Below are 22,240 nucleotides of genomic sequence, written 5' to 3'. Positions count from 1 at the left end.
TCCCAATAAAAAAGGCAGCCTAATGGCTGCCTTTTTTATTGATTATTTCTGTTAATTATTTAGAAATGACTTAAGAAACTCATAAAGCCACTTATTTTTTAGTTTTAGTCACGCCAGCTTCTTGTAACAAGGCACCAAACGTACCTAACTTGCTAGGTGCTTCTGTTTTATCAGCTCTTGGCGCTTTGCTACGATTGTTGCTCGCGTTGTCTTTATCCTGACGCTTACCACGTGGCTTAGACGGACGTTTATCAGCAGCTGGGCGACTGCTACTTGGACGGTCACTACGCGAGCGATTACCCTTCTCATCAGAACCAGCATCTCTCGCAGTAGGTTTTGCTGCTGGGCGTGCAGGTTTTTCAGATTCAGGCTTCATGCTAAACCCGATACGACCACGTTTTTCATCAATAGAGATAACACGAACTGACACGATATCACCCGGCTTGACGCGGTTCATTGGATCGGCAACGAAATCATTGGCCATCTGTGAGATATGCACTAAGCCATCTTGATGGACACCAACGTCAATAAAGCAACCAAAAGCCGTCACATTGGTAACTACGCCTTCTAACGTCATCCCTTCGCTCAGATCTTTGATGCTATTGACATCATCACGGAAATTAGCCGTTTTGAACTCAGGACGTGGATCACGTGCTGGTTTGGCAAGCTCTTCGATGATGGCTTTTACACTGATATTGTCATCATTTGCAGCAAGCGCAGTAGTGTCGATCGTGTTTAGTACACCATCATTCCCCAATACTTCCGGCAATGCTTTACCGGTTTGCGCAAGTAAGCTATCAACCAGCGCATAGCTTTCTGGATGCACACCAGTCGCGTCAAGTGGATTGCTACCGTCGTGTATGCGTAAGAAGCCTGCTGCCTGCTCAAATGTCTTAGCACCCAAACGTGGGACGTTTTTGAGCGCCTCACGGCTATCAAACGCACCATGCTCTTTACGATAAGTGACGATTTGCTGGGCGACGTTTTTATTCAAACCAGCAATGTGTGCCAAAATAGCAGGGCTTGCCGTATTCACATCAACCCCAACCGCGTTTACGCTATCTTGGGTGACTTTATCCAAGCTATCAGCTAGCTGGTTTTGGTTAACATCATGCTGATATTGACCAACGCCAATGGCTTTTGGATCAACCTTAACGAGCTCTGATAACGGATCTTGTAAGCGACGCGCGATAGAAACCGCACCGCGTACAGAGACATCTAAATTGCCAAGCTCATCACTGGCAAGCTCACTCGCCGAATAAACAGAAGCGCCAGATTCATTGACGATGACGGCTTTGGCTTTTAGCTCAGAATTGGCAGCCAAAATCTCTTTAATCATCGCATCTGTTTCGCGACTCGCCGTACCGTTACCGATAGCGACCAAATCAACGTTGTAAGTGCTTAACAGCTCATCGATGACTTTTTTAGCTGCATCCATCTTATTATCAGGGGCAAACGGATAGACTGTTGCGACAACAGGCTTATCTTCGTTATCCAACATGACATGACCTTGGGCATCAACGATGGACATTTTTACGCCATGACGAATACCAGGATCAACGCCTAGGATAATCTTACGACCAGCAGGTGCTGACATCAATAGGTGCTGTAAATTATTGGCAAACACATCAATCGCATCTGCTTCAGCGGTCAAACGTTTTTCAGTCAATAAACGATGTTCGATATGCGGACGCCATTTTTCTTTCCACAAGCTACTCGCCGCTTCTGCTAAAAACTCACGACGGGCAGCAGGTGCCTTGGCATCGATATCAAAATGAGCAATAATCTTTTCGATAAAAGGGGTATCTTCGCCTTCAATTTTGAGACCCAAGACGTTTTCTTGGCGACCACGTAGCATCGCTAATAGGCGATGATTGGGTAGACGAGCAAGGCTTTCACTGTGCTCAAAATAGTCTTTAAACTTCTCGCCAACTTCTCGTTTATCATCACTGGCAACTGCCGAGACGATACTGGCCGTTTTGGCAAAACCACTGCGCAAGTTATCCAGCAGATCTAACGCCTGCGTCCATTCATCAACGATGATGGCCTGTACGCCAGCCAACTGCTTGTCGATATCGCTAAAGTCGACCTCAATCTCATTACCGCTATCGTCAGAGATACTAGATGGCGCTTGATAATCAGCCAGTGCTTCTGTTGGGGTAATCTCTTGTGTTAAGACTGCTTGAGCAGCCACATCGAGACCGGCAGCGCGTGCTTTGGCCGCTGGTGAACGGCGACGCGGACGATAAGGCAAGTAGATGTCTTCAAGCTCAAGCTTAGACGTCGCATTATCAATACGCGTCTGTAGCTCGTCGGTCAAATTGCCTTGCGTACTAAGCAGCTCAGTAATTTTAAGGCGACGCGTTGCCATGTCGCGCTCATAATTGAGCGACTTCTCTAAAGCTCGCAGCTGCGCATCGTCAAGATTCTGCGTTTTTTCTTTACGGTAACGCGCGATAAACGGAACGGTCGCGCCTTCATCATAAAGTTTGACAAACGCATTGACTTGAGCAGTCTTAATGCCAAGCGCGCGAGCAAGCTTGTCGTGAATATTCGCGTGTGTGGTTGCATCCAAAACCTGTGCATTTGTCGAGGTTTGAGATGGCGTTAAGGTATCAGTGCTACTCATAGACGTATCAATCGTTGATAAATGGTGTTTGGCATTATAGCAAAAGCTGCATGAATAAAAATCCTTTTTATCTTTTCCTTATTTATCTGTGATTTTATAGCTTAATTCGGTTGCTATCCTAAGTTCTGTAGCCTTGTTAAACAAACGCATACAGCATTTATGCCTACAGGTGATGCAATTGGCGGTGCAATCTTATACACTAAAGTACCAATAGCACAAATATTGATACGCACTGACGAATTGAACAAAAGTTTTTTATTTATATGCAATTTCTATAATAAATGGCTCAACCATAAAATAACGACAGTGTTTTTGCTGATAATTTCTACTAATAATAATTTTTATAAGAGGATGCCTGTATGCCTGACAATAACAGCCCCGATACTTTGACTCAGCGTATCTTAGTGGTCGATGATGATGCCCGTCTGCGTTCTTTATTACAACGCTTCCTAGAAGATGATGGCTTCGTCGTTCGTACTGCCCATGATGGCAGTCAAATGGATAAGTTGATGCAACGTGAGCTTTTTTCTTTGGTGGTGTTGGACTTGATGCTACCGGGTGAAGATGGCATTAGTATTTGTAAGCGTCTGCGTGAAGACAATGGCGATATTCCAATCATCATGCTGACTGCAAAAGGCGGTGATGCTGATCGTATCGCTGGTCTTGAAGCGGGCGCGGATGATTATCTGCCTAAACCCTTTAACCCAAAAGAGCTGCTTGCTCGTATCAAAGCGGTACTTCGTCGTCAAAATCGCGAGCTGCCGGGTGCACCAAGTCATCAGCTAGAAGTGGTTGAGTTTGGACCTTGGACACTTGATTTATCGACTCGTACGCTCAAACGTGACGGCAATGTCGTTACCTTAACGACTGGTGAATTTTCAGTATTAAAGGCATTGGTTCAGCATCCACGTGAGCCATTAACTCGCGATAAGCTGATGAATCTAGCCCGTGGTCGTGAATGGGGTGCGATGGAGCGTTCTATCGATGTACAAGTCTCACGTCTGCGCCGCCTCATTGAAGACAATCCTTCTCAAGCCCGCTATATCCAAACCGTTTGGGGTGTGGGCTACGTGTTCGTTCCTGACGAAGCCGAAGTTGAAACGGCAAAAAGTGAATAGTATTTACTTTTTAGTTGCTGCTTTATAACCACTTATGACGATGATTTAGACAACAATGGCTTTGACCACATCAACCATGATTCAAAACATACCCTGCACCTTGGTGACAGGGTTTTTGGGCGCGGGTAAAACCACCGTCATCAACCAGCTACTCTCTAGCAAGTCCGCCGATGAGCGCTGGGCACTATTGATTAACGAGTTTGGGCGTATTGGCATTGATGGGGCGCTGCTAGCAAGTGCGCAAGACGACAATACTGATGCAGGTAACATTGCCATTCGTGAAGTCAGTGGTGGCTGTATTTGTTGTACCAGTCAACTGCCCCTACAAATTGCGATTACTCGCCTGCTTAGTGACCATCGTCCGCAGCGTCTTATTATCGAACCCACCGGATTGGCACATCCGCGCGAGTTGATACAACAACTGAGCGCGCCACATTGGCAGACAGCGCTCAATATGCAGGCCGTGATTACGGTGCTAAGCGGCGTGCAATGGCAACAACAAAAGTATCGCTCGCACGATGGTTTTCAAGCGCATGTCCGTGATGCTGATGTCTTAGTGATCAATCGCTATACGCAACTGGATGCAGATGAACTCAAGGCTTTACAAGAGTGGATAGCAATGCTCAATGCTGAGGTGGCTGTCATCTGGACAGAGTCTCTCTCTCGAACCGAAGATAATAGCTCAAATAATACAACTACTTTGAATACCCCCTCATCAACGCTGATAACACAGCTGACGAAACCAAGCCATACCATCTCTCAGCAACGCGCTACCGATAAAACCAAGCCTAATCAGATTCGTACTTCTTTAAAGCCATTTACTAGCTTGATGTCTAACCGAGCTACAGAGAACGACCAAAGTCTTGGAGACATAGAGGCAGATACCGATCTACCCTACCGCTATCATGAGCAACAACAAGATGTGCTGCTAGGTGGCTGGTGCTTGCCTGCACATTATGTGTTTAACGCTGATGGTCTACAAGAATGGCTGTTAAGACTGCCTAACTGGCAACGTATTAAAGGCTTGGTTAACACCTCTGATGGTTGGTTAAAGATTAATTTTACGCCTGACAGTTTGACTATCACCACGGCGAGCGCCCAAATCGATAGCCGACTAGAGGTGATTTTGCAGTCAGTTATAGATAACGGTGTAGTGTCTAATAAAGCAGAAGTAGAGAATACACCACCATTATTATCTTCACTAGATTGGCAGGCTTGCGACAATGAGCTGATGGCGCTATTGATGGAAGACACGCCCTAGCTACCTATAACAAGACTACCTTTTAAAAATACTACGCTCAAAAAAAAGACCAACGCTACTAAGTAAAATAGTAGTGTTGGTCTTTTTTTAATTAACTTGTACCAATTAGCGCAATTGGCTGTCTTTACTGCCGCGACGATTAAACAGTTCAGCCGCTCTCGCCTCTTGCTCAAGCTCGGTTTGACAGCCGACGCAGTGCTGCACACCCGGCACGGCGATACGACGCGCTTCTGGAATCGGGTTGCCACACTCATCACAAAATTCTGCACTCTTACCCGTTGGTTGCGCACGCCTCGCGCGCTCAAGCGCATCATTGACCGTCGCATCCATTTGTTCGTGCTCGGCACCATCTTTTGACCAGCCACCTGCCATAATCTTATCCTTTTTGTCTATTATTATTAATATCTTATAAGATAAAAGTCTTTAAGAACAGATAGATGGGGATTTCTAAGCCTAATTACAACCCGCCAGCGACTGTAAAAAACATATATAACGCTATGGTTTTTACAGTCATCTTTCTCTGCTAATCTTTTGGTTGTAAATCTACCACTTGTCCACGTATTCCAATACTGGCGTCACTCATCAAACAAACATAGCCCGCCATAATGTCGTCAGGTGTCTTAAGAGACATTGGGTTTTCACCGGGATAAGCGTGAGCGCGCATATTGGTACGAGTGCCACCAGGATTGATACAGTTAAAACGCAGATTCGTCGTATTCTGCGTCTCTTGAGTAAAGATATCACTCATTCCTTCGACGGCTTGCTTGGAGAGCGCATAAGCACCCCAAAACGCGCGAGGGTGCGTACCGACCGTGCTAGAAGTAAAGACGATAGAACCATGATCCGCGTCTTTTAACAGCGGTAACAACGCTTGCGTGAGCATAAAAGTCGCCGTAAAGTTGACCTTCATTACTTGATCAAAAGTATCAATGTCATACATCTCAAGCGGCGTCAATTGTCCGAGCATACCAGCGTTGTGTAATATACCATCAAGCTGACCCACTTCTTTGTCGATAAGCCTTTCTAACTTCTGCATGTCTGCATAGGTTGCACCTTCTAAATTCATCGGTAGCATGGCTGGCTGTTTGCCACCCAAGCTCTCAATTTCATCATAGACATATTCAAGCTTGCTACTCGTGCGACCCAATAGTAGAACCGTGGCACCATAACGGGCGTAGGTTAATGCAGCGACGCGTCCAATGCCATCGCCTGCACCTGTTACCAAGACAGTCTTACCATCTAAACAGTCAACAGATGGCACAAACTGACGGATATCGTCGTGCGTTAAAGGTTGCATAGCATTTCCCGTGGCTGCTTGATGGTTCTGCTCGGTCGCCGACTGCTTAACATTGTCGCTCATGGTATGACTCACTGCTTGTTATTTATTATTGAAGGTATTTAATTTCAAAACCATTTATCTTTAGAACGGCTTACTCAAGGACAACTATTGCAGATGACATATTCATGAGTCATTTACTTATAGTTGATGTTCCTATCACGGCTCTACTGATGATTGGTTTGTTTATAGATATTCAAATTTACCTGAAGTAAGCAATAGCTTCTTCAACTGCTCAGGGGTGTCAGTAATATAGTCTGCGCCCCACTTCTTTAGGCTTTTTTGATCTTCAAGTGGAATATAGCCATAAGCGGCTAAAATCGTCGACATACCAGCGGCATTGCCAGCGTCAATATCACGTATATGATCGCCGACATAGAGAACACAGCCAGCAGCGCCGCGCGGTATACCCAGTTTCTCTAATGCCATATACATAGGCTCTGGATCAGGCTTGGAACGTGATACATCCTCAGGACAGACCAAGGCCGCACAGCGTTCATCTAACTGCATTTTTTGTAACAGTAGCTCTGCTAGATAGCGCGGCTTATTGGTGACAATACCCCAAGGTACGCCTTTTTTCTCAAGTGTGGTCAGCACTTCTTCTAACTCGCTAAATACACAGCTATCAATACAAATATCTGCAGCATAATCATCCAAAAACTGCTGACGAAAACCAAGTAAATCATCTTCGCTAACGCTGTCTTGCCCATTTTGATGCAGCATGAGCTTAACCATGGCTGACGCACCGGCAGAAACTTGTTCTCGAATAAGCGCTTCAGGCGGGGCTTGCCAATCGTTTTCGCGGCTCATTTTACCGATAATCCGTACAAAGTCAGCGGCAGTATCGATTAGCGTCCCATCAAGGTCAAATAAAACGGCTTTGACGAATTGGCTCATAAGGCATACTCTTTTAATTAGTGAGGTGTTTGGTGCGTTAATGATGGGACGATAAGCAATGACTTAAGCTATCAAGCCTTTGACTTTTGTACGGCTATCATATAATTGACATCGACGTTTTGTGCCAGCCAGTAACGCTTGGTTATTGGGTTGTAATGTAGGCCAATGATATCTTGGCGTGTAAACCCAGCAGTAACCGCCATTTTGTCCAGCTCAGCAGGCGTGATAAATTTGGCATAATCATGGGTGCCACGATCAAGCAAGCGCAATACATACTCGGCGCCAACGATAGCAAACAGATACGATTTGGGATTACGGTTGATCGTCGATAACACACACACACCGCCAGGCGCTAACAGCTCAAAACAAGCCTGCACAATCGAGCTTGGATCAGGCACATGCTCAAGCATTTCCATGCATGTCACCACATCGAACTGACCCGCATGGGTTTTTGCTAGCTGTTCTACTGGGATATGCTGATAACGCAACGTCTTTTCTAAATTGCTTTGCTCGGCATGAAGCGTGGCCGCTTTTAGGTTTTCAGTCCCTAAGTCTATACCGGTCACATCAGCACCGCGACGTGCCATCGACTCAGACAATATACCGCCGCCACAACCAACATCGAGCACTTTTTTGCCACTCAGACCCATCTCAGCAGTCTTACTAGCGTTTGTACTATCATCGCTATTTTGATAGCCGCGCTTAATATTTTCTTCTATCCAGTTCAGGCGGAGTGGATTGATTTCATGCAAGGTTGCAAACGCGCCAGTATTGTTCCACCATTCGCTCGCCAGTTTATTAAACTTGTCGACTTCGCTAGGATCCACATTTATCGTCGCAGCCGTTGTACTATCAGCCACAGTATCATCCGTAACCGTATTATTAGTATCAGCATCATCGAAACGGCTGGTCGCTTGATCATTTACAGAAGACGAAGATAAAGCTGCGCTCATAGCATTTTCCTTTAGAGTTATTATCGTATACAGTGCACGATTATATACTTAATATTAGCATGCGAGCGGCGGTTTTGTCGTGAGTACATCGTCACGGATTGTGAATGAGGTTAGCAAATACTTGAACATCATCATCACCGTGTGCTGTTTACTTTATAGTAACTGTTGCGTCAATGGCAATTTCTATCTTTACCTGATTAAAGGTTTCAGTTTTGAAAATCAGATAGTGATAAGTAAGATACCTTAAATAATAGCTCACAGGTTTACAACCGTTAGTTAAGAATCGGGTTCACAACCACACCTATTTTACGTTATTATAGTCGGTACTCTACTGTAGGTTGATTATACTCGACACTTTGTCATTTATACCTTCAAACCCATAGAAACTTCTAAAACTCTCAGTCTCTACCTCTCAAGGAAAAAGTATGAAACGTGTCATTACATTGACTGGTCTGGCTTTCGCCATTGGAATCGCCAGTATGGGCGCACAAGCAGCCGATTATGTCGCCGGAAAAGATTATCGCGTGCTAGACAATCCAGAAAAAATCACCGGTGATGCTATTATTGTGCGTGAATTCTTTTGGTATGGTTGCCCGCATTGTAATGCGCTTAATCCACATATGGAAAAATGGGCAAAAAACAAAGACAAAGATGTGGCATTCTTCAAAACGCCAGCAGCGCTTAACCCTGTTTGGGAAGCCAGTGCCCGTGGTTTTTATTCTGCTCAACTCCTAGGCTATGAAAACAAAACCCATGATGCGTTATTTGATGCCATTCATAAAGATGGCAAAAAGCTGTTTGACCAAGCTTCATTAAGCAAATGGTATGCATCTCAAGGTGTTGATCAAAAGAAATTCAATAGCCTTTATAACTCATTTGCCGTTGGTACAAAAATTGGTCGCTCACAAGCAGGCGCCAAGCGTTATCAGCTATCGGGCGTACCAGCTGTTGTGGTACAAGGCAAGTACGTGGTAACGGGTGAAGACGCCAAAGTAGTTAAGGTTGTCGATTACTTAGTTGACAAAGTACGTGCTGAGAAAAAATAAACACAGGCATGTCTATGTTTATGACGTTAATTGTCTTTAATTAAACTGTATTAACGCCGCTAAAAAAGCCAATCACTCATGATTGGCTTTTTTATGTTTAGACTTCGATAAACTTTCTTTTTCGTCTATCTATTGGTATTTGTGCATATAACCGTTGTAGCGCTATTAGTTGTTGTAGGACAACTATCCTTTTAAATCCGATAAAATTGTCACTTCGCGAATATAGCTGGCCAAATCTTCTTTAGACTCCATCATCAGCTCATCATCGTGCGTGTGCTTGGCGTATTCGATCCAAAGCAATAACTGATACAGACTGTTGCGCTCTGAAATTTTATACTGTTTGACAAACTGCTTTAGTGTGCCTTCATCATTGATATTTAGACGTTCGGACCAGCTTTCTATTTTAGAGACTTGTTCTTTTGGGAAAAAGGCATCGAATAAGGCTTTTACCAATTCATGGCGATTTTCTTCGCTGATCAATTTGCCTACTCGCTTGGTCTGTCTAATACGCGCAGTGGCACTGGTGATATCCGCAAGAGCCATCAACTCTGCCATAAAATAATCACTGGCTGGCAGGTTTTTCAGCTGTTTTTTCGACAAGCTGGCAAGTGGTATCGATAACTGTTGTAAGCGCTCATGGGATTTTTTGAGTTCTGTGCGCGAGACGCGCATATCATGTTCTGACCAGTCAATCATAAAAGCGTTCCAAAATAATGAATAATAAAAGTGCTAGGGCGTGTCCTCATTCTAAAAACGGCGATAAAAATAAGACAAATTGCAGTCAAACAAGAAAAATAGCGTAGATAATATCGAGATACTAACCAACTATTTGACGCTGTTTGGCAAAATTTAGCCATTTTTAGCCCATCAATTAAATTGAGGACATATTCTAATGTTTACCAATAACTACCAACGGTTTTTTTCACGATGTTTCGCCAACACTTTTATAGTGCTTGGCATCGCATCGGCAAGACGACGTTGTAAACTATTGGTGATAAATACTGAGCGGTGCTTGCCACCAGTGCAGCCAATTGCCACTGTCACGGTATGACGGTTATTGTGTAAAAAGTCAGGCAACCAACGGCTTAAAAACCTTTCGAGATCGTCGGTCATTTCAACCACTTCTGGATAATCTGCAAAAAATTTGCCGACCTCAGAGTCAAGACCAGTCAAGGCACGCAGCTCAGGTTTCCAGTGTGGGTTTGGCAAAATCCTAACATCAAATATAAAATCAGCATCAATTGGGCTACCGTACTTAAAACCAAAAGACAGCAAATTAATGACAATTTGATTGTCAATACCGACATAGGCACGCAACGTGTCTTTGAGCTGATGTATATTAAGCATACTGGTGTCAATTGTGATATCAGCATGGCTAGCAATGGGCTCTAACAGCTCGACTTCTTTTTTGATCGCGGCTGGTAGATTGAAGGCGATATGCCTAGCATTATCACTGTCAACATCTTGTGACATCAGCGGATGAACGCGTCGCGTCGCATTAAAGCGTGCAACCAATGTGCTTTCTTGCGCGGTCACATACACTACTTCAACAGCCTGCTTACCATAAGTCTGTTTTAGAATGTCATGGGTCGCAGCGAAATTAGACAAGTCAGCGCGCGGGGTACGAATATCAACACCAAGCGCGATGCGTTTGATACCACTATCGCTGACCAACTTCTTGGCAGCGTCAGGCACCAATGACAACGGTAAATTATCGATAGAATAATAGCCTAAATCTTCTAGTATATTCAATACTGACGTTTTACCTGAGCCAGAACGCCCTGACACGACTAAAATACTCAGCCGCTCATCGTTCGTTACAGCCACCACTTCCTGTTCTGTTTGCTTACTGTTGTTTGCATCCATGATCCGTCATCCTAGTCCATTGCATCCAGCAAATTACTACGTCACAACGGCTAATGAACCGTCACTAATTGGTTGTCTAACAATCGTGCCCGCCCTAGCCAAGCAGCGACTAGAATCATCAAATGGCTACTTTTACCATTACCGTTTGCTTCACTACTATCACTAGTATCACTAGTATCAATAGTCCCTAGTTGGTCAGTTTTTATTTCTAGATAGTCGATATTGAAGCCAGCATCGCTAATACGCTGATGCGTTTCTGCTAGTAATGCGTCAAACCCTTGTATGCCCTGCTTATTACTCGTTAACTGCTGTGCTAGTTTCTGTGCTAGGCGTTGCAGCTCCATATGAAGTACGGGAGCTGTTTTGCGCTCAGCGGCGCTCAAGTATTGATTGCGTGAAGACAGCGCCAAGCCGTCGGCAGCGCGAACAATAGGTGCACCCACAATCTCAATGGGATAGCTCAAGTCACGTACTAATTGTTTGATAATCGCTAGCTGCTGATAGTCTTTTTGTCCAAATACCGCCACATCAGGCTGCACGATATTGAATAATTTAGAGACGACAATACCAACACCATCAAAGTGCCCAAGACGTGATTGACCACATAATTGATTGGTAATGGCACCAGCAAGAACTGAGGTCGATGGTGGCAATACCGGATACATCTCATCGACATTGGGTGCGAAAACATAATCTGCACCAACCGTTGCTAGCTTAGCGACATCTTCCTCCAAGGTGCGTGGATAACTATCAAAATCCTCTCCTTCCCCAAACTGGGTAGGATTGACAAAGATACTCACCACCACAATATCGGCATGCTGCTTAGCAATGCTTACCAGCTCCAGATGACCTTCATGCAGATTGCCCATCGTTGGTACTAAAGCAATACGCTGAGTGCTATCTGGTTTATCATTTCTTTGACCACGATAAGGCTGTAGAGCGGCGCGCAACTCTGAAATCTGCTGATAAATGATTGGCATCGTTAAATATTCTTCTACTGATAATCGTAAAAACCAAAAGACTCGTTAAGACTGGCTAAAAAAATTAGCTAAATTGGTGCTGCTCGGTTGGAAAACTGCCGTCGCGCACTGACTGCTGATAAAGGGCAAAGGCGCCTTCGATACTGTGCGTACTATTGCGCTCATCAGTTAAAAAGTCATGAACGAAGCGCGGGACACGACCATGAGCCATGCCCAGCATGTCATGCATGACCAACACTTGGCCATCTGTATCTGCGCCAGCGCCAATGCCAATCACTGGTACTGTAACCGCTTCTGTAACCGCTTTTGCAAGCTCAGCAGGTACACATTCTAATACTAAAAGTGCGGCACCTGCGGCAACCACTGCTTTGGCATCAGCAAGCAATTTATCAGCTGCTGCGTCACCGCGACCTTGGATTTTATAACCGCCAAACACATTGACTGATTGTGGGGTCAAGCCAAGATGGACACAACTGGGCGTACCTGCTTGCGCCAATGTAGTCACCAGCTCACAAAGCTCACTACCGCCTTCGATTTTAATCACATGCGCGCCGGCTTGCATCAATCGACGGCTGTTAGTGACCGCTTCTGGCAAGGTCACATAACTCATAAACGGCAAGTCAGCCAGTATCAGTGCGTATTTATTACTACGGGCAATATTGGCCGTATGATAAGCCATATCATCAACGGTCACGGGCAAGGTGGAATCATGGCCTTGTACCACCATACCCAAACTATCACCGATCAAAATGGTATCAATCTGTGCCTTTTCCATCATGCGTGCAAACATCGAGTCATAGCACGTTAAGCAAGTAAACTTGGTGCCGTCTTTTTTGAATTTATTTAAAGTAGATAACGTCGTCATATGACCCTCGATTAATCTTTAATGCCTTTAGTTATAAATACCTTTAACTATTATCGTGCCTATGATCCAAAATTTATCAGTCGCTTGATAATAATTTTAACCCTGTCCAATCTTTACTAGGTGAATAATCATCTATCGATATACCATCAATGATGAGCGCTGAGGCTAACTCTCGCAGCGGTAACAAGACAAAATTACGCTCAAGCAGTCCAGCATGCGGTATGGTTAGCTGCGGCTCGGTAATTCGCGTGTCGCCATATAACAAGATATCGACGTCCAGACTACGCTCACCCCAACGTCGTAAGCGCGCCCGCTTAGCCTGCTCTTCTAGCTGCTGACAAAATGCGAGCAACTCAAAGGGGGTCAATATCGTCTTAAAACCAGCCACTGCATTAACGAAGTCAGGCTGATCTTGTGGCCCCATAGGCGCTGACGCATAAAATGAGGAAGCTCGAAGCTCGCGTATCTGCTTATGCTCTCGCAACCCTTGCAATGCCTGCTGTAAGTGTTCTACTGGCGAACCCAATTCATTGGTTATATTGCTACCCAAGCCCACATAGCAGGTTACCCAATTAACATTATCCGCATCGTCAACAATACTAGACATTATCAGTACTGGGCTGGCGACGGCGACGTTTCGATGGTACAGGGCCTTTATTATCGCCCATTTTATTGTCGCTCACTTGACCGGCCAACGATTTGCTATCAGCATTTTGACTGTTTTTAGTAGACCTAGCCTCTGCTGCTTTGGCTGGTTTTTTAGCTTTCGCAGATACAGTCGCTTTATTAGCTTCTGTCTTATTCCCTGCCGTCTTAGTTGCTGCAGGTTCTACTGTTTTTTTAGCTTTACCAGTAGATTGAGCTGCTGGCTTAGGTGCTTTTTTGGTGTACTTCGCTTCAGTTTTATCGGCGTTATTAGCAGCTACTTGCTTCTCGGTGCTGTCAGCAAGGTTGGTATTGTCTACACTTGGCTGACGGCGACGGCGTTTATGCGGTATCGGCTCATTGTTCATAGTGACGAGCGCAGGCGTTCTTGCTACCGAACGGGTAGGATAGGCATTAGCAGCAGGTGACATAACCTCTGGCTGTTTATCCTTAGGCTGCTGGGCGTTATTTGATCGATCAGCCTTGCTATCAGCCTTGCTATCAGTTTTTGCATTCTGATTATGTCGATCTTTATCAGCCGATGCATTCTTAGTAGCTGGCTTTTTCTGCACAGGCTCTGGACGTTGCTTAGGCTTATCAGCAGGTGATAGCTGCTTTTGTAATGGCGGCACGACGTTTGCGTGCTCGATGACAAACAATGGCGCAGGTTTAGAGTGATGGCGTTTATTTGCAGTTTGACTGCTGGTATTAGCAAGAGACAACTGCTGTAGCTGAGCAAGCTCATTACTGTCTTGTTTTACCTGCTGCGAGTCATGACCTTTATCTTTATTACCACTAAACTGCTTGGCAGAAGTAGATTGGCTGGCAGCGCGGCGACGGCGTGAGGGGATATTTGACGAATCATTTACCACGGCTTGTTCATGACCATTTTTCTCAGTACTGTGATTTTCAGTGCTGTGTTTTTCAGTGCTGCCATTGGCTTTGCTACGCTTAGTGTTGTTTTGATTAGACATCGATTCATCCACTATATTTGACTCCGGCTTTTGACGATTACGTCCGCGCCCTCGCTGCCCTTTTTTATAGGCACCGCGACGAATATTTTCATCGAAATCATCAATCGCTTGCTCTTGCTCTTGTTCAGACAAGGTTTGATACGTTTGCCACCAGTCGCCCATATCATTGGTCGATTCGGATAGCGGATGCTCAGCATCACCGCACTGTTCGCGCAATAGTAAAAAGTCAAAGCCCGCACGGAAGCGTGGGTGCTCAGAGAGCTGAACGATTTGTTTACTACGCGGAGCCGCTAGTTTTGGCTGCAATATCCAAATATCACGGATAAACTGCTCTGCAAATTTAGGAATAGCGGTCTTGATGCGTTGACGATCAATGACTTTACCAGCCGCATGCATCTGCGCTTCAGCAAATGGCATGTTGCGCTTTTTGGCTTTTTCTAACTGATGCAGGTAATTTTCCCATAGTATGGCTGCGTAGAAAAATGCTGGATTGATGCTTTTGCCTGCTGCGATACGTTTATCCGTATTGATAGCCACTTGTTTTACTAAAGGACTGGGCTCAGATGGCGGATAAATAATTAAGCTATCAATCGCACCTGATTCAAACAATAACGGCAGCAACGGCACCAGATAGCCACCCGTAAACATTTTCTGCGTTTCATCATAGAGACGATGCGGTGATATTTGCTCAAGCAGCGCCCAATTACCATCATGAAATTGCTCAGACAATGCCTCATCAAACTCAAAACCGAGCTTGGCTTTAAAACGTAACGCCCGTAATAAGCGTACTGGATCTTCTTCAATACGAACTGGCGCATGACCTAACAGACGAATAATTCTATTATCAATGTCTTCAAGCGCACCGCAAAAATCATGAACCACACCTTTAAGTGGCTGATAATAAAGGGCATTGATCGAAAAATCGCGACGAGAGAAATCTTGCTGGATGTCACCCCAAACGTTATCACGTAGGATCATACCATCTTGATTGGTGGTACCACTGCTGGTGGGCGGGCCACGAAAGGTAGCGACCTCAATCAGCTCACGACCTGAATACACGTGCGCCAACTGAAAGCGGCGACCGATAATACGGCAGCGCTTGCCAAAGACGTCTTTAATCTCATGCGGCTTGGCGTCAGTGACAGCATCAAAGTCTTTTGGACGCAGACCCAATAAGGTATCGCGCACGCCGCCACCGACGATATAGGCGTCAAACCCAGCTCGGGTCAAGGTGGCAATTACTTCAGTAATGGAATTGGGTAATTCAGATTTATTCAGTTCTAACTGCTTGGCGGCACGCTCGGCCATGCATCTACTCCTCGCCGGTATTCTTTAACCACCCCTGACGAACACAGCGTTTATCAGGCGGATGTACTCACTAGTTTAACAAATTTTGCGCGCGCTGGGTGCGTTATGACATGTACTTACGTGCTATTTTGTCAATATTAGGGTTAATTAATGCAAAACAAGACCATTAATCCTGCACACTTAAACGTCTTCGATTTTTCTCAACCGTTTTTGCACCAATACCTTTGACCTTTACCAACTCATCCACTGTCTTAAAACTACCGAACATTTCACGATACAAAATAATCGCTTGGGCTTTGCTACTGCCAATACCATTTAGTGAAACCAGCTCGCCTTCGCTGGCACGATTGATATTCACGGTATATTGCTCACGCGCTTGAGTGTTGGCATTTTCTTGCGATAAAATATATTCATAAGCACTTTGAGGATTATCAAAACATGGTACAGCATTAGCATTGTTAAGCATCAGAATAGCCAAAACATGACCTAAAACAGCAGTCTTGACTAAACTGGTAAACGAGACTTTAGAATGAGCGTTCATGACGATCGTTCATATCGTTTCGCCGCTTCCCACAATGCATCCATTTCTGTTATGTCGCTGTCTTCTAAACGCTTACCAGCTGCCGCCAGTTGTGCTTCAATATAGCCAAAACGTGACTTAAATTTATGCACACACGTTAAGGTGGCTGCTTCTGCATCAAGGTTTAATTTACGGGCGACATTGACTAAGGCAAACATACAATCGCCTAATTCCTTTTCAACCTCTCTGATATTGGCTTTGCTCATGTCATATTTAGCAGCTTCTTTGGATTTATCTATCAATTCACTTTTTAGCTCCGCAATCTCTTCATCCAGCTTATCAAATGCACCGCTAACGCCTTCCCAATCAAACCCTAGCTTTGAGGCTTGCTTTTGTACATCTTGTGCTTGCATCAGCGCACTACCCGCTTTGGTATTGTCTAGACGACGTTTGGGTTTACCGCGTGCCTCGCGCGCTTGCTGCTCTTCCATTTTAATCTCATCCCAACGTACCTTTACCGCTGCGTCATCTTCAAGGGTTTCAGCTTCAAACACATGCGGATGACGACGAATAAGTTTCTCTTGTAAAGTGGCGATAACATCGCTCATATCGAAGCGACCTTGCTCCGCATACATCTGACAATGGAAAACAACTTGCAGCAGCACATCACCAAGCTCGCCTTTGATATCTTCATCATCGTCGCTTTGTACCGCTTCGCCTAGCTCATAAGCCTCTTCAATGGCATACGGAATAAGGCGATGGTTGGTTTGCTTTTTGTCCCACGGACAGTCAACACGTAGCCGTGCCATCAAAGCCAATAAATCGTCTAATTCACCACTGGCAGTTGGCGTTCCTTGTACTGGTGCAGGCGCTGCTATTTTGTTGTCTTGATTGCTCATGAGGGATACTCTTACACTTTCGTTTGTTATTAGATATAGTCAGGTCAATATAAAAAAGAGACAGCATGACTGGTATAAATTTTCGTAGCCTCTGTCTGCGTAGGCACAGCAAGCAAGAAAATTTTGTGCCAGTCACGCATCATAATGTCGTGTACCCATTTTATTTAGTATCGACTATAGAATTACGTTAAGTTCATAACGATTTTCTCGTTAGTGTAGCATTGAACGCTTATTAGCTTATAATTGTGTTGTCCATTTCATTACTTTATCACTGCTTTAGCATAAGGAATTTTATCATTATGTCTACGTCTGCGACCACTAGCTACCAGCCAGCGACTGAATTCAACCCTATTATTATTGATTCATTTAAAGCTTACGATATTCGCGGCGAGCTTGGGGTAAATCTAAATGAAGACATCGCTTATCGTATTGGTCGTGCCTTTGCACAGATTTTATCTCAGCGTTATAGTGCAGCGGTTGAAACTCATGACAATGATATGGCAACTCTAAAACCTGCCATCGTTATTGGTAGTGACATTCGCCATTCAAGCGAGCAATTAAAACAGGCGACCATCGCTGGTATTATAGATGCTGGGGTTGACGTGATTGACTTGGGCATGAGCGGTACGGAAGAAGTGTATTTTGCCACCAGTCATTATCAGGCGTTGGGTGGTATCGAAGTCACTGCCAGTCATAACCCTATCAACTATAATGGCTTAAAATTGGTTAAGGAACACTCAAAACCAATCAGTGCTGATGATGGTCTGGCAGAGATTCAGGCATTGGCAGAGTCTGGGCAATTTACCACTGAAAACCGATCAGGAACATTGCAGTTATTAACTGATAAAAGTGCGTATATCAATCATGTCATGACTTTTATTGATACTGATAAACTCAAACCGCTTAAATTAGTAATTAACTCAGGTAATGGCAGTGCGGGACCCGCGGTTGATTTATTGATTGAGAAGCTTGCACAAGCTGGCGCGCCAATTGAAGTGATTAAACTGCATCATACACCAGATGGCAGCTTCCCTAATGGCATCCCCAATCCTATGATTGAAGCCAATAGAGTGGCAACCCAACACGCGGTTTTGGAAAATAAAGCCGACCTTGGTATTGCTTTTGATGGCGATTTTGACCGTTGCTTCCTATTCGATGAACATGGTGAATTTATCGATGGTAGTTATGTGGTAGGCATGCTTGCCCAAGCGTTTTTGAACAAATATCCAAATGAGTCAATCGTCTACGATCCACGTGTCATTTACAATACTGAAGCAGTGATTAAGGAACATGACGGTAAGGCTGTCATCAGTAAATCTGGACATTCATTTATTAAGCAAGTCATGCGTGATTCTGGCGCTGTTTATGGCGGCGAGATGTCCGCACATCACTATTTTCGCGACTTTTTCTATTGCGACAGCGGCATGATTCCATGGCTATTAACCATCGAGCTATTGTCTGTCACTGGTAAGACGCTATCTGAGTTGGTCAGCGGCTACATCAAAGCATATCCAAGTTCAGGCGAGCTTAATTTTCGTCTCACTACTCATGATGCGCCAATGATTATTAGCGCTATTGAGGAAAAATTTAGCAGCGAAAATCCGACCAAATCAATGCTTGATGGCTTGAGCCTTAACTTTGGCGAGTGGCGCTTTAATCTGCGTGCCTCCAATACCGAACCGCTTATCAGATTAAACATCGAAAGTCGTGGTGATAAAGAACTGCTAGCTATTAAAACTCAAGAAGTTCAACAGTGGCTAGCGGCGAAAGGTGCTGTACCAGCGTAAATCCATACCGTTTAATACGCCCTACTTAAAATCAAAAAAGCTCGCTGATTATTATCAGCGAGCTTTTTTAGCAATAAACAAAATTGAATAGAACTATTTAGACCGACCAATACCTAAATAGTCGCCCACTAAACTATCTATCTGCGAGCGTGTCATTACATTTTGCGCATCAAATACTGGCATCGCCTGTTGATTAAGCTTGGCAATATCTAGTTGATCTTGTGGCGACCAACTAACGATAAAAACAGCCTGTGCGGCATTTAGCTGCTGATAAGGAGTATTAATCAATTGCAGTAATGGTTGCTGCTGATAAAGCGCGGCAAGTTCATCTTGTGCTTTATCGCTATACACCAAAGTACGAATATTATAAGACCACAGCAATGCTAGTAATGGATGTATGGCTGAGCCTGCAGTACGTCCAGAGCCTGATTTATAACTACCGCCCCAAACCATCACCGTTTTATTATCAATAAAGCCATCAAAATATTGCCAGAATTTACGGAATATCAGCTCTTTTTGGTCTTCATTGATGTGCATGACTGACTGTAACAGCGGCATATCTAAACTATGACTCACGCTCGACTGCTGTAATTTAGCCAGCTCGGTCGGCAATGTATTGCCTCCAAAGCCCCAGCCTGCTTGCAGATAGCTGCTGCCGACACGCTCATCTAGCCCCATAATACGACTGACTTGCTTGATATCAACCTGCTGACTGTCAGCCAAGCGTGACATCTCATTCATAAAACTCACTCGCGTCGCGAGCATCGCCATGATACTGCTACGGGCAAATTCTATCGTCGCAATATCAGCGTAATGAGCGGCACGCGCATGCTGCATTAACGGCTTCAATACTTCTAGATGCTGGCTACTGTTGGCTGTTTTTTCACCGAGTAACCACAATGCAGGGTTCAACATCGAGCTATAAGCATCACCGTCTTGCAAGAATACAAACGGCACATAATATACCCACGCGCGCTGCAAATTCTGAGCGAGTACTGAGACAATCCCTAGTTTCTCAATGCCACTCATAATCACAGGCAGCGCCTGTTGATGGCTGTGGTTGAATGCGGTAATCCAGCTGGCTTCTGCCCATACTGGCTTGATACTGTCTAAAAACAACCAATAAAGTGCCACAATGCTTTGAGTATCCGCTTCGTCATGACCTACTGATTCATAGCCTTTTATCAAAGTATCAGCACTATCTGGCAACGCTTTACTTAGAATGATTTTCTGCTGCTCATACATTTGCCACAGCGCTTGCAAGTGATGCTCAAAGCTATATTGCTGCAACTGCTGCTCTAGCATCGCTACGTCTGCATATAAATGAACAGTCTGACCCAAGCTTGCCAGCACCACGGCACTGGTAATGGCCTCAATACTATGACCAACGAGCACGCAGACGGACGGTTTTTTACATTTATGACTCAGTTCATCTGACATAGAACGACCTTTCGATATGTTTATATTAATATCAGTATGCGAGTAACGTTAAGACCAACGCTTGATATGCTTTAATAGTTGATCAGTAGAGGTATCAAATTGACCGCTTACCTCTTGCTGCATGGCTTGATGTACAGATTCTGCCATCTGCTTGCCCATCTCAACGCCCCATTGATCAAACGGATTAATATCCCAGATACTGGCCATCACATAGACCTTGTGCTCATAAAGCGCAACCAGCGCACCTAAACTATGCGGCGTTAGCTCGTCGATAAGTAGCGTGGTTGAAGGCTGATTGCCACGGTAGTATTTATATTTTGCCGCAACAGACGCTACTTGCATTTCGGACTCTTGGAGCGCAGCATTACCAAAGGCCAGCACCCGACTTTGCGCCAAGCAGTTAGCCAAGGACAGCTCATGCTGCTGTTGTAATGGCGCATTTTTCATCTGACCACTATAACGACGCACACAAGCAATAAAGTCACAAGACACCTGCTGTGTGCCTTGATGTAGCAACTGATAAAACGCGTGCTGAGCATTGGAGCCAATTTCACCCCATAGAATCGGGCAAGTATCATAGTCAATATGATCGCCATGTTGGGTGACCGACTTACCGTTACTCTCCATCTCCAGCTGAGTTAAGTAGCTTGGCAAATAGCTGAGACGACCATCATACGGCAATACCGTATGGGCATTCACCTGTAAAAAAGTACTATTCCAAACAGCAAGCAGCCCTAATAATACTGGCAGGTTCTCTGAAAAATCAGCTTGCGCAAAGTGCTCATCCATACTATGCGCACCAGCTAATAATGCTTTAAAACCAGACATACCAATACGAATGGCAATGGCCAGTCCTATCGCCGACCATAAAGAGAATCGACCGCCAACCCACTCCCAAAGCTGTAGCTGATGCTCTGGATGAATACCCCAAGTACTCATTTTTTCACTATTAGCCGATATGCCAATAAAGTGGCGACGTAGCACACTATCTTCCGTACCTGCACGCAGTTTGGCAGTGGCAAGTAGCCATGACAATGCCGTTTTAGCATTAGATAACGTATCAACCGTGCCAAAGGATTTGGACGAAATAATAAACAAGGTGGTCTCAGGATTAAGATGCTTGAGCAGATTATCAAGCTGAGTACCGTCCATGTTGGAGACGAAATGTACTTCAATCTCGGTATCTGCCCATTCATCAAGCGCCGTCGTCGCCATCAGCGGTCCAAGATCAGAGCCACCGACGCCAATATTAACGACATCAGTGATGGCTTGACCCGAAAATCCACGCCATGTACCGTTGCGGACACGTTCAGATAAGCGCGCTACTTGTGAAAGACTATGATGGACGTCAGCAACGACATTTTGGTCACCAATTTTCAGCTCTGCCGTCTCGGGCAAACGTAGTGCCGTATGCAAGGCTGCTCGCTCTTCACTGGTATTCACCATCGCGCCTTGCATGAGTGCATCAATCCGTGTGGACAATTCACAACTATCTGCTAGCTGTAATAAACTTGCCAGCACCTGCTCATCGATACATTGCTTGCTATAGTCCATATATAGCGCGCCAGCTTGCATGCTAAAGCGCGCAGCACGACTGTCATCCTGTGCAAACAGCTGTGCAAGCGACCACGGCTGCTTAGCAAGCGTTTGTAGTTGCTGCCAATATTCAGAACGGCGAGCACTGTGATAGCTTATATCGTCTTTGATAGTAGCCAT

General features: G+C 44.9%; 19 protein-coding genes. 4 read left to right on the top strand and 15 right to left on the bottom strand.

Annotated elements, in window-relative coordinates; genetic code table 11:
- Window positions 1-91: 91 nt before the first annotated feature.
- Entirely contained in the window at window positions 92-2,629 is a 2,538-nt protein-coding gene (locus JMY08_RS01995) for a Tex family protein (protein ID WP_201589478.1), read from the bottom strand.
- Between the two features lie 359 nt (window positions 2,630-2,988).
- Between JMY08_RS01995 and ompR the strand changes: the two genes are divergently transcribed.
- Both ompR and JMY08_RS01985 read left to right on the top strand, forming a co-directional pair.
- Window positions 2,989-3,747, top strand: coding sequence for a two-component system response regulator OmpR (ompR, locus tag JMY08_RS01990; protein WP_025651114.1), 759 nt, complete (start codon window positions 2,989-2,991; stop codon window positions 3,745-3,747).
- A gap of 55 nt (window positions 3,748-3,802) precedes the next feature.
- Entirely contained in the window at window positions 3,803-5,008 is a 1,206-nt protein-coding gene (locus JMY08_RS01985) for a CobW family GTP-binding protein (protein ID WP_201589475.1), read from the top strand.
- Between the two features lie 105 nt (window positions 5,009-5,113).
- On the opposite strand, the gene JMY08_RS01980 is transcribed toward JMY08_RS01985, so the two are convergent.
- The 4 genes from JMY08_RS01980 to ubiG all read right to left on the bottom strand — a co-directional run bounded on the left by JMY08_RS01980 (window position 5,114) and on the right by ubiG (window position 8,194).
- On the bottom strand, window positions 5,114-5,380 hold the full coding sequence (locus tag JMY08_RS01980) for a DksA/TraR family C4-type zinc finger protein (RefSeq protein WP_010200867.1): 267 nt from the start codon (window positions 5,378-5,380) through the stop codon (window positions 5,114-5,116).
- A gap of 151 nt (window positions 5,381-5,531) precedes the next feature.
- Complete coding sequence (locus JMY08_RS01975) at window positions 5,532-6,305, bottom strand: YciK family oxidoreductase (RefSeq protein ID WP_201589689.1); 774 nt, start codon at window positions 6,303-6,305, stop codon at window positions 5,532-5,534.
- A 225-nt stretch (window positions 6,306-6,530) separates the two neighbouring features.
- A complete protein-coding gene (locus JMY08_RS01970; protein WP_189583430.1) occupies window positions 6,531-7,241 on the bottom strand; it encodes an HAD family hydrolase in 711 nt (236 codons plus the stop codon).
- 71 nt (window positions 7,242-7,312) lie between these two features.
- Window positions 7,313-8,194 (bottom strand): bifunctional 2-polyprenyl-6-hydroxyphenol methylase/3-demethylubiquinol 3-O-methyltransferase UbiG, encoded by an 882-nt coding sequence (gene ubiG, locus JMY08_RS01965; protein WP_227679564.1) that lies wholly within the window; start codon window positions 8,192-8,194, stop codon window positions 7,313-7,315.
- Between the two features lie 425 nt (window positions 8,195-8,619).
- Here ubiG and JMY08_RS01960 point away from each other — a divergent pair, with 425 nt between their 5' ends.
- On the top strand, window positions 8,620-9,240 hold the full coding sequence (locus JMY08_RS01960) for a thiol:disulfide interchange protein DsbA/DsbL (protein WP_201589472.1): 621 nt from the start codon (window positions 8,620-8,622) through the stop codon (window positions 9,238-9,240).
- Window positions 9,241-9,423: 183 nt separating this feature from the next.
- On the opposite strand, the gene yjgA is transcribed toward JMY08_RS01960, so the two are convergent.
- The 8 genes from yjgA to mazG all read right to left on the bottom strand — a co-directional run bounded on the left by yjgA (window position 9,424) and on the right by mazG (window position 17,297).
- A complete protein-coding gene (yjgA, locus tag JMY08_RS01955) occupies window positions 9,424-9,936 on the bottom strand; it encodes a ribosome biogenesis factor YjgA (RefSeq protein ID WP_010200860.1) in 513 nt (170 codons plus the stop codon).
- A 210-nt stretch (window positions 9,937-10,146) separates the two neighbouring features.
- Entirely contained in the window at window positions 10,147-11,106 is a 960-nt protein-coding gene (gene rapZ, locus JMY08_RS01950) for an RNase adapter RapZ (protein ID WP_201589469.1), read from the bottom strand.
- Between the two features lie 50 nt (window positions 11,107-11,156).
- Complete coding sequence (gene panC / locus JMY08_RS01945) at window positions 11,157-12,086, bottom strand: pantoate--beta-alanine ligase (RefSeq protein ID WP_201589466.1); 930 nt, start codon at window positions 12,084-12,086, stop codon at window positions 11,157-11,159.
- Between the two features lie 64 nt (window positions 12,087-12,150).
- Window positions 12,151-12,951, bottom strand: coding sequence for a 3-methyl-2-oxobutanoate hydroxymethyltransferase (gene panB / locus JMY08_RS01940; protein ID WP_201589463.1), 801 nt, complete (start codon window positions 12,949-12,951; stop codon window positions 12,151-12,153).
- 76 nt (window positions 12,952-13,027) lie between these two features.
- Complete coding sequence (gene folK / locus JMY08_RS01935) at window positions 13,028-13,558, bottom strand: 2-amino-4-hydroxy-6-hydroxymethyldihydropteridine diphosphokinase (RefSeq protein ID WP_201589459.1); 531 nt, start codon at window positions 13,556-13,558, stop codon at window positions 13,028-13,030.
- Window positions 13,551-15,878: a polynucleotide adenylyltransferase PcnB gene (gene pcnB / locus JMY08_RS01930; RefSeq protein ID WP_201589456.1), complete on the bottom strand. Its 2,328-nt coding sequence runs from the start codon at window positions 15,876-15,878 to the stop codon at window positions 13,551-13,553. Before pcnB ends, folK begins: the two co-directional genes overlap by 8 nt.
- A 166-nt stretch (window positions 15,879-16,044) precedes the next feature.
- On the bottom strand, window positions 16,045-16,419 hold the full coding sequence (locus JMY08_RS01925; RefSeq protein WP_201589443.1) for a ComEA family DNA-binding protein: 375 nt from the start codon (window positions 16,417-16,419) through the stop codon (window positions 16,045-16,047).
- Window positions 16,416-17,297 (bottom strand): nucleoside triphosphate pyrophosphohydrolase, encoded by an 882-nt coding sequence (gene mazG / locus JMY08_RS01920; protein WP_201589424.1) that lies wholly within the window; start codon window positions 17,295-17,297, stop codon window positions 16,416-16,418. Before mazG ends, JMY08_RS01925 begins: the two co-directional genes overlap by 4 nt.
- 299 nt (window positions 17,298-17,596) lie before the next feature.
- Here mazG and JMY08_RS01915 point away from each other — a divergent pair, with 299 nt between their 5' ends.
- On the top strand, window positions 17,597-19,084 hold the full coding sequence (locus JMY08_RS01915; protein ID WP_227679563.1) for a phosphomannomutase CpsG: 1,488 nt from the start codon (window positions 17,597-17,599) through the stop codon (window positions 19,082-19,084).
- Window positions 19,085-19,177: 93 nt separating this feature from the next.
- Here the strand turns inward: JMY08_RS01915 and JMY08_RS01910 are convergent, their stop codons facing one another.
- A complete protein-coding gene (locus tag JMY08_RS01910) occupies window positions 19,178-20,524 on the bottom strand; it encodes a UDP-glucose/GDP-mannose dehydrogenase family protein (RefSeq protein WP_201589407.1) in 1,347 nt (448 codons plus the stop codon).
- A 48-nt stretch (window positions 20,525-20,572) separates the two neighbouring features.
- Window positions 20,573-22,240, bottom strand: coding sequence for a glucose-6-phosphate isomerase (gene pgi, locus JMY08_RS01905; protein WP_201589404.1), 1,668 nt, complete (start codon window positions 22,238-22,240; stop codon window positions 20,573-20,575).

Source organism: Psychrobacter sp. Pi2-51, assembly GCF_904846665.1.
GTDB classification, from domain to species: domain Bacteria; phylum Pseudomonadota; class Gammaproteobacteria; order Pseudomonadales; family Moraxellaceae; genus Psychrobacter; species Psychrobacter glaciei.
Note: the sequence above shows the minus strand (reverse complement) of the source record. Positions and strands in the feature narration are given on the sequence as shown.

What these genes read in the sequence shown, in the direction of transcription:
- JMY08_RS01995 (WP_201589478.1), bottom strand. Translation starts at nt 2,629, where the DNA reads ATGAGTAGCACTGATACCTTAACGCCATCTCAAACCTCGACAAATGCA.
- ompR (WP_025651114.1), top strand. Translation starts at nt 2,989, where the DNA reads ATGCCTGACAATAACAGCCCCGATACTTTGACTCAGCGTATCTTAGTG.
- JMY08_RS01985 (WP_201589475.1), top strand. Translation starts at nt 3,803, where the DNA reads ATGGCTTTGACCACATCAACCATGATTCAAAACATACCCTGCACCTTG.
- JMY08_RS01980 (WP_010200867.1), bottom strand. Translation starts at nt 5,380, where the DNA reads ATGGCAGGTGGCTGGTCAAAAGATGGTGCCGAGCACGAACAAATGGAT.
- JMY08_RS01975 (WP_201589689.1), bottom strand. Translation starts at nt 6,305, where the DNA reads ATGCAACCTTTAACGCACGACGATATCCGTCAGTTTGTGCCATCTGTT.
- JMY08_RS01970 (WP_189583430.1), bottom strand. Translation starts at nt 7,241, where the DNA reads ATGAGCCAATTCGTCAAAGCCGTTTTATTTGACCTTGATGGGACGCTA.
- ubiG (WP_227679564.1), bottom strand. Translation starts at nt 8,194, where the DNA reads ATGAGCGCAGCTTTATCTTCGTCTTCTGTAAATGATCAAGCGACCAGC.
- JMY08_RS01960 (WP_201589472.1), top strand. Translation starts at nt 8,620, where the DNA reads ATGAAACGTGTCATTACATTGACTGGTCTGGCTTTCGCCATTGGAATC.
- yjgA (WP_010200860.1), bottom strand. Translation starts at nt 9,936, where the DNA reads ATGATTGACTGGTCAGAACATGATATGCGCGTCTCGCGCACAGAACTC.
- rapZ (WP_201589469.1), bottom strand. Translation starts at nt 11,106, where the DNA reads ATGGATGCAAACAACAGTAAGCAAACAGAACAGGAAGTGGTGGCTGTA.
- panC (WP_201589466.1), bottom strand. Translation starts at nt 12,086, where the DNA reads ATGCCAATCATTTATCAGCAGATTTCAGAGTTGCGCGCCGCTCTACAG.
- panB (WP_201589463.1), bottom strand. Translation starts at nt 12,951, where the DNA reads ATGACGACGTTATCTACTTTAAATAAATTCAAAAAAGACGGCACCAAG.
- folK (WP_201589459.1), bottom strand. Translation starts at nt 13,558, where the DNA reads ATGTCTAGTATTGTTGACGATGCGGATAATGTTAATTGGGTAACCTGC.
- pcnB (WP_201589456.1), bottom strand. Translation starts at nt 15,878, where the DNA reads ATGGCCGAGCGTGCCGCCAAGCAGTTAGAACTGAATAAATCTGAATTA.
- JMY08_RS01925 (WP_201589443.1), bottom strand. Translation starts at nt 16,419, where the DNA reads ATGAACGCTCATTCTAAAGTCTCGTTTACCAGTTTAGTCAAGACTGCT.
- mazG (WP_201589424.1), bottom strand. Translation starts at nt 17,297, where the DNA reads ATGAGCAATCAAGACAACAAAATAGCAGCGCCTGCACCAGTACAAGGA.
- JMY08_RS01915 (WP_227679563.1), top strand. Translation starts at nt 17,597, where the DNA reads ATGTCTACGTCTGCGACCACTAGCTACCAGCCAGCGACTGAATTCAAC.
- JMY08_RS01910 (WP_201589407.1), bottom strand. Translation starts at nt 20,524, where the DNA reads ATGTCAGATGAACTGAGTCATAAATGTAAAAAACCGTCCGTCTGCGTG.
- pgi (WP_201589404.1), bottom strand. Translation starts at nt 22,240, where the DNA reads ATGGCTACTATCAAAGACGATATAAGCTATCACAGTGCTCGCCGTTCT.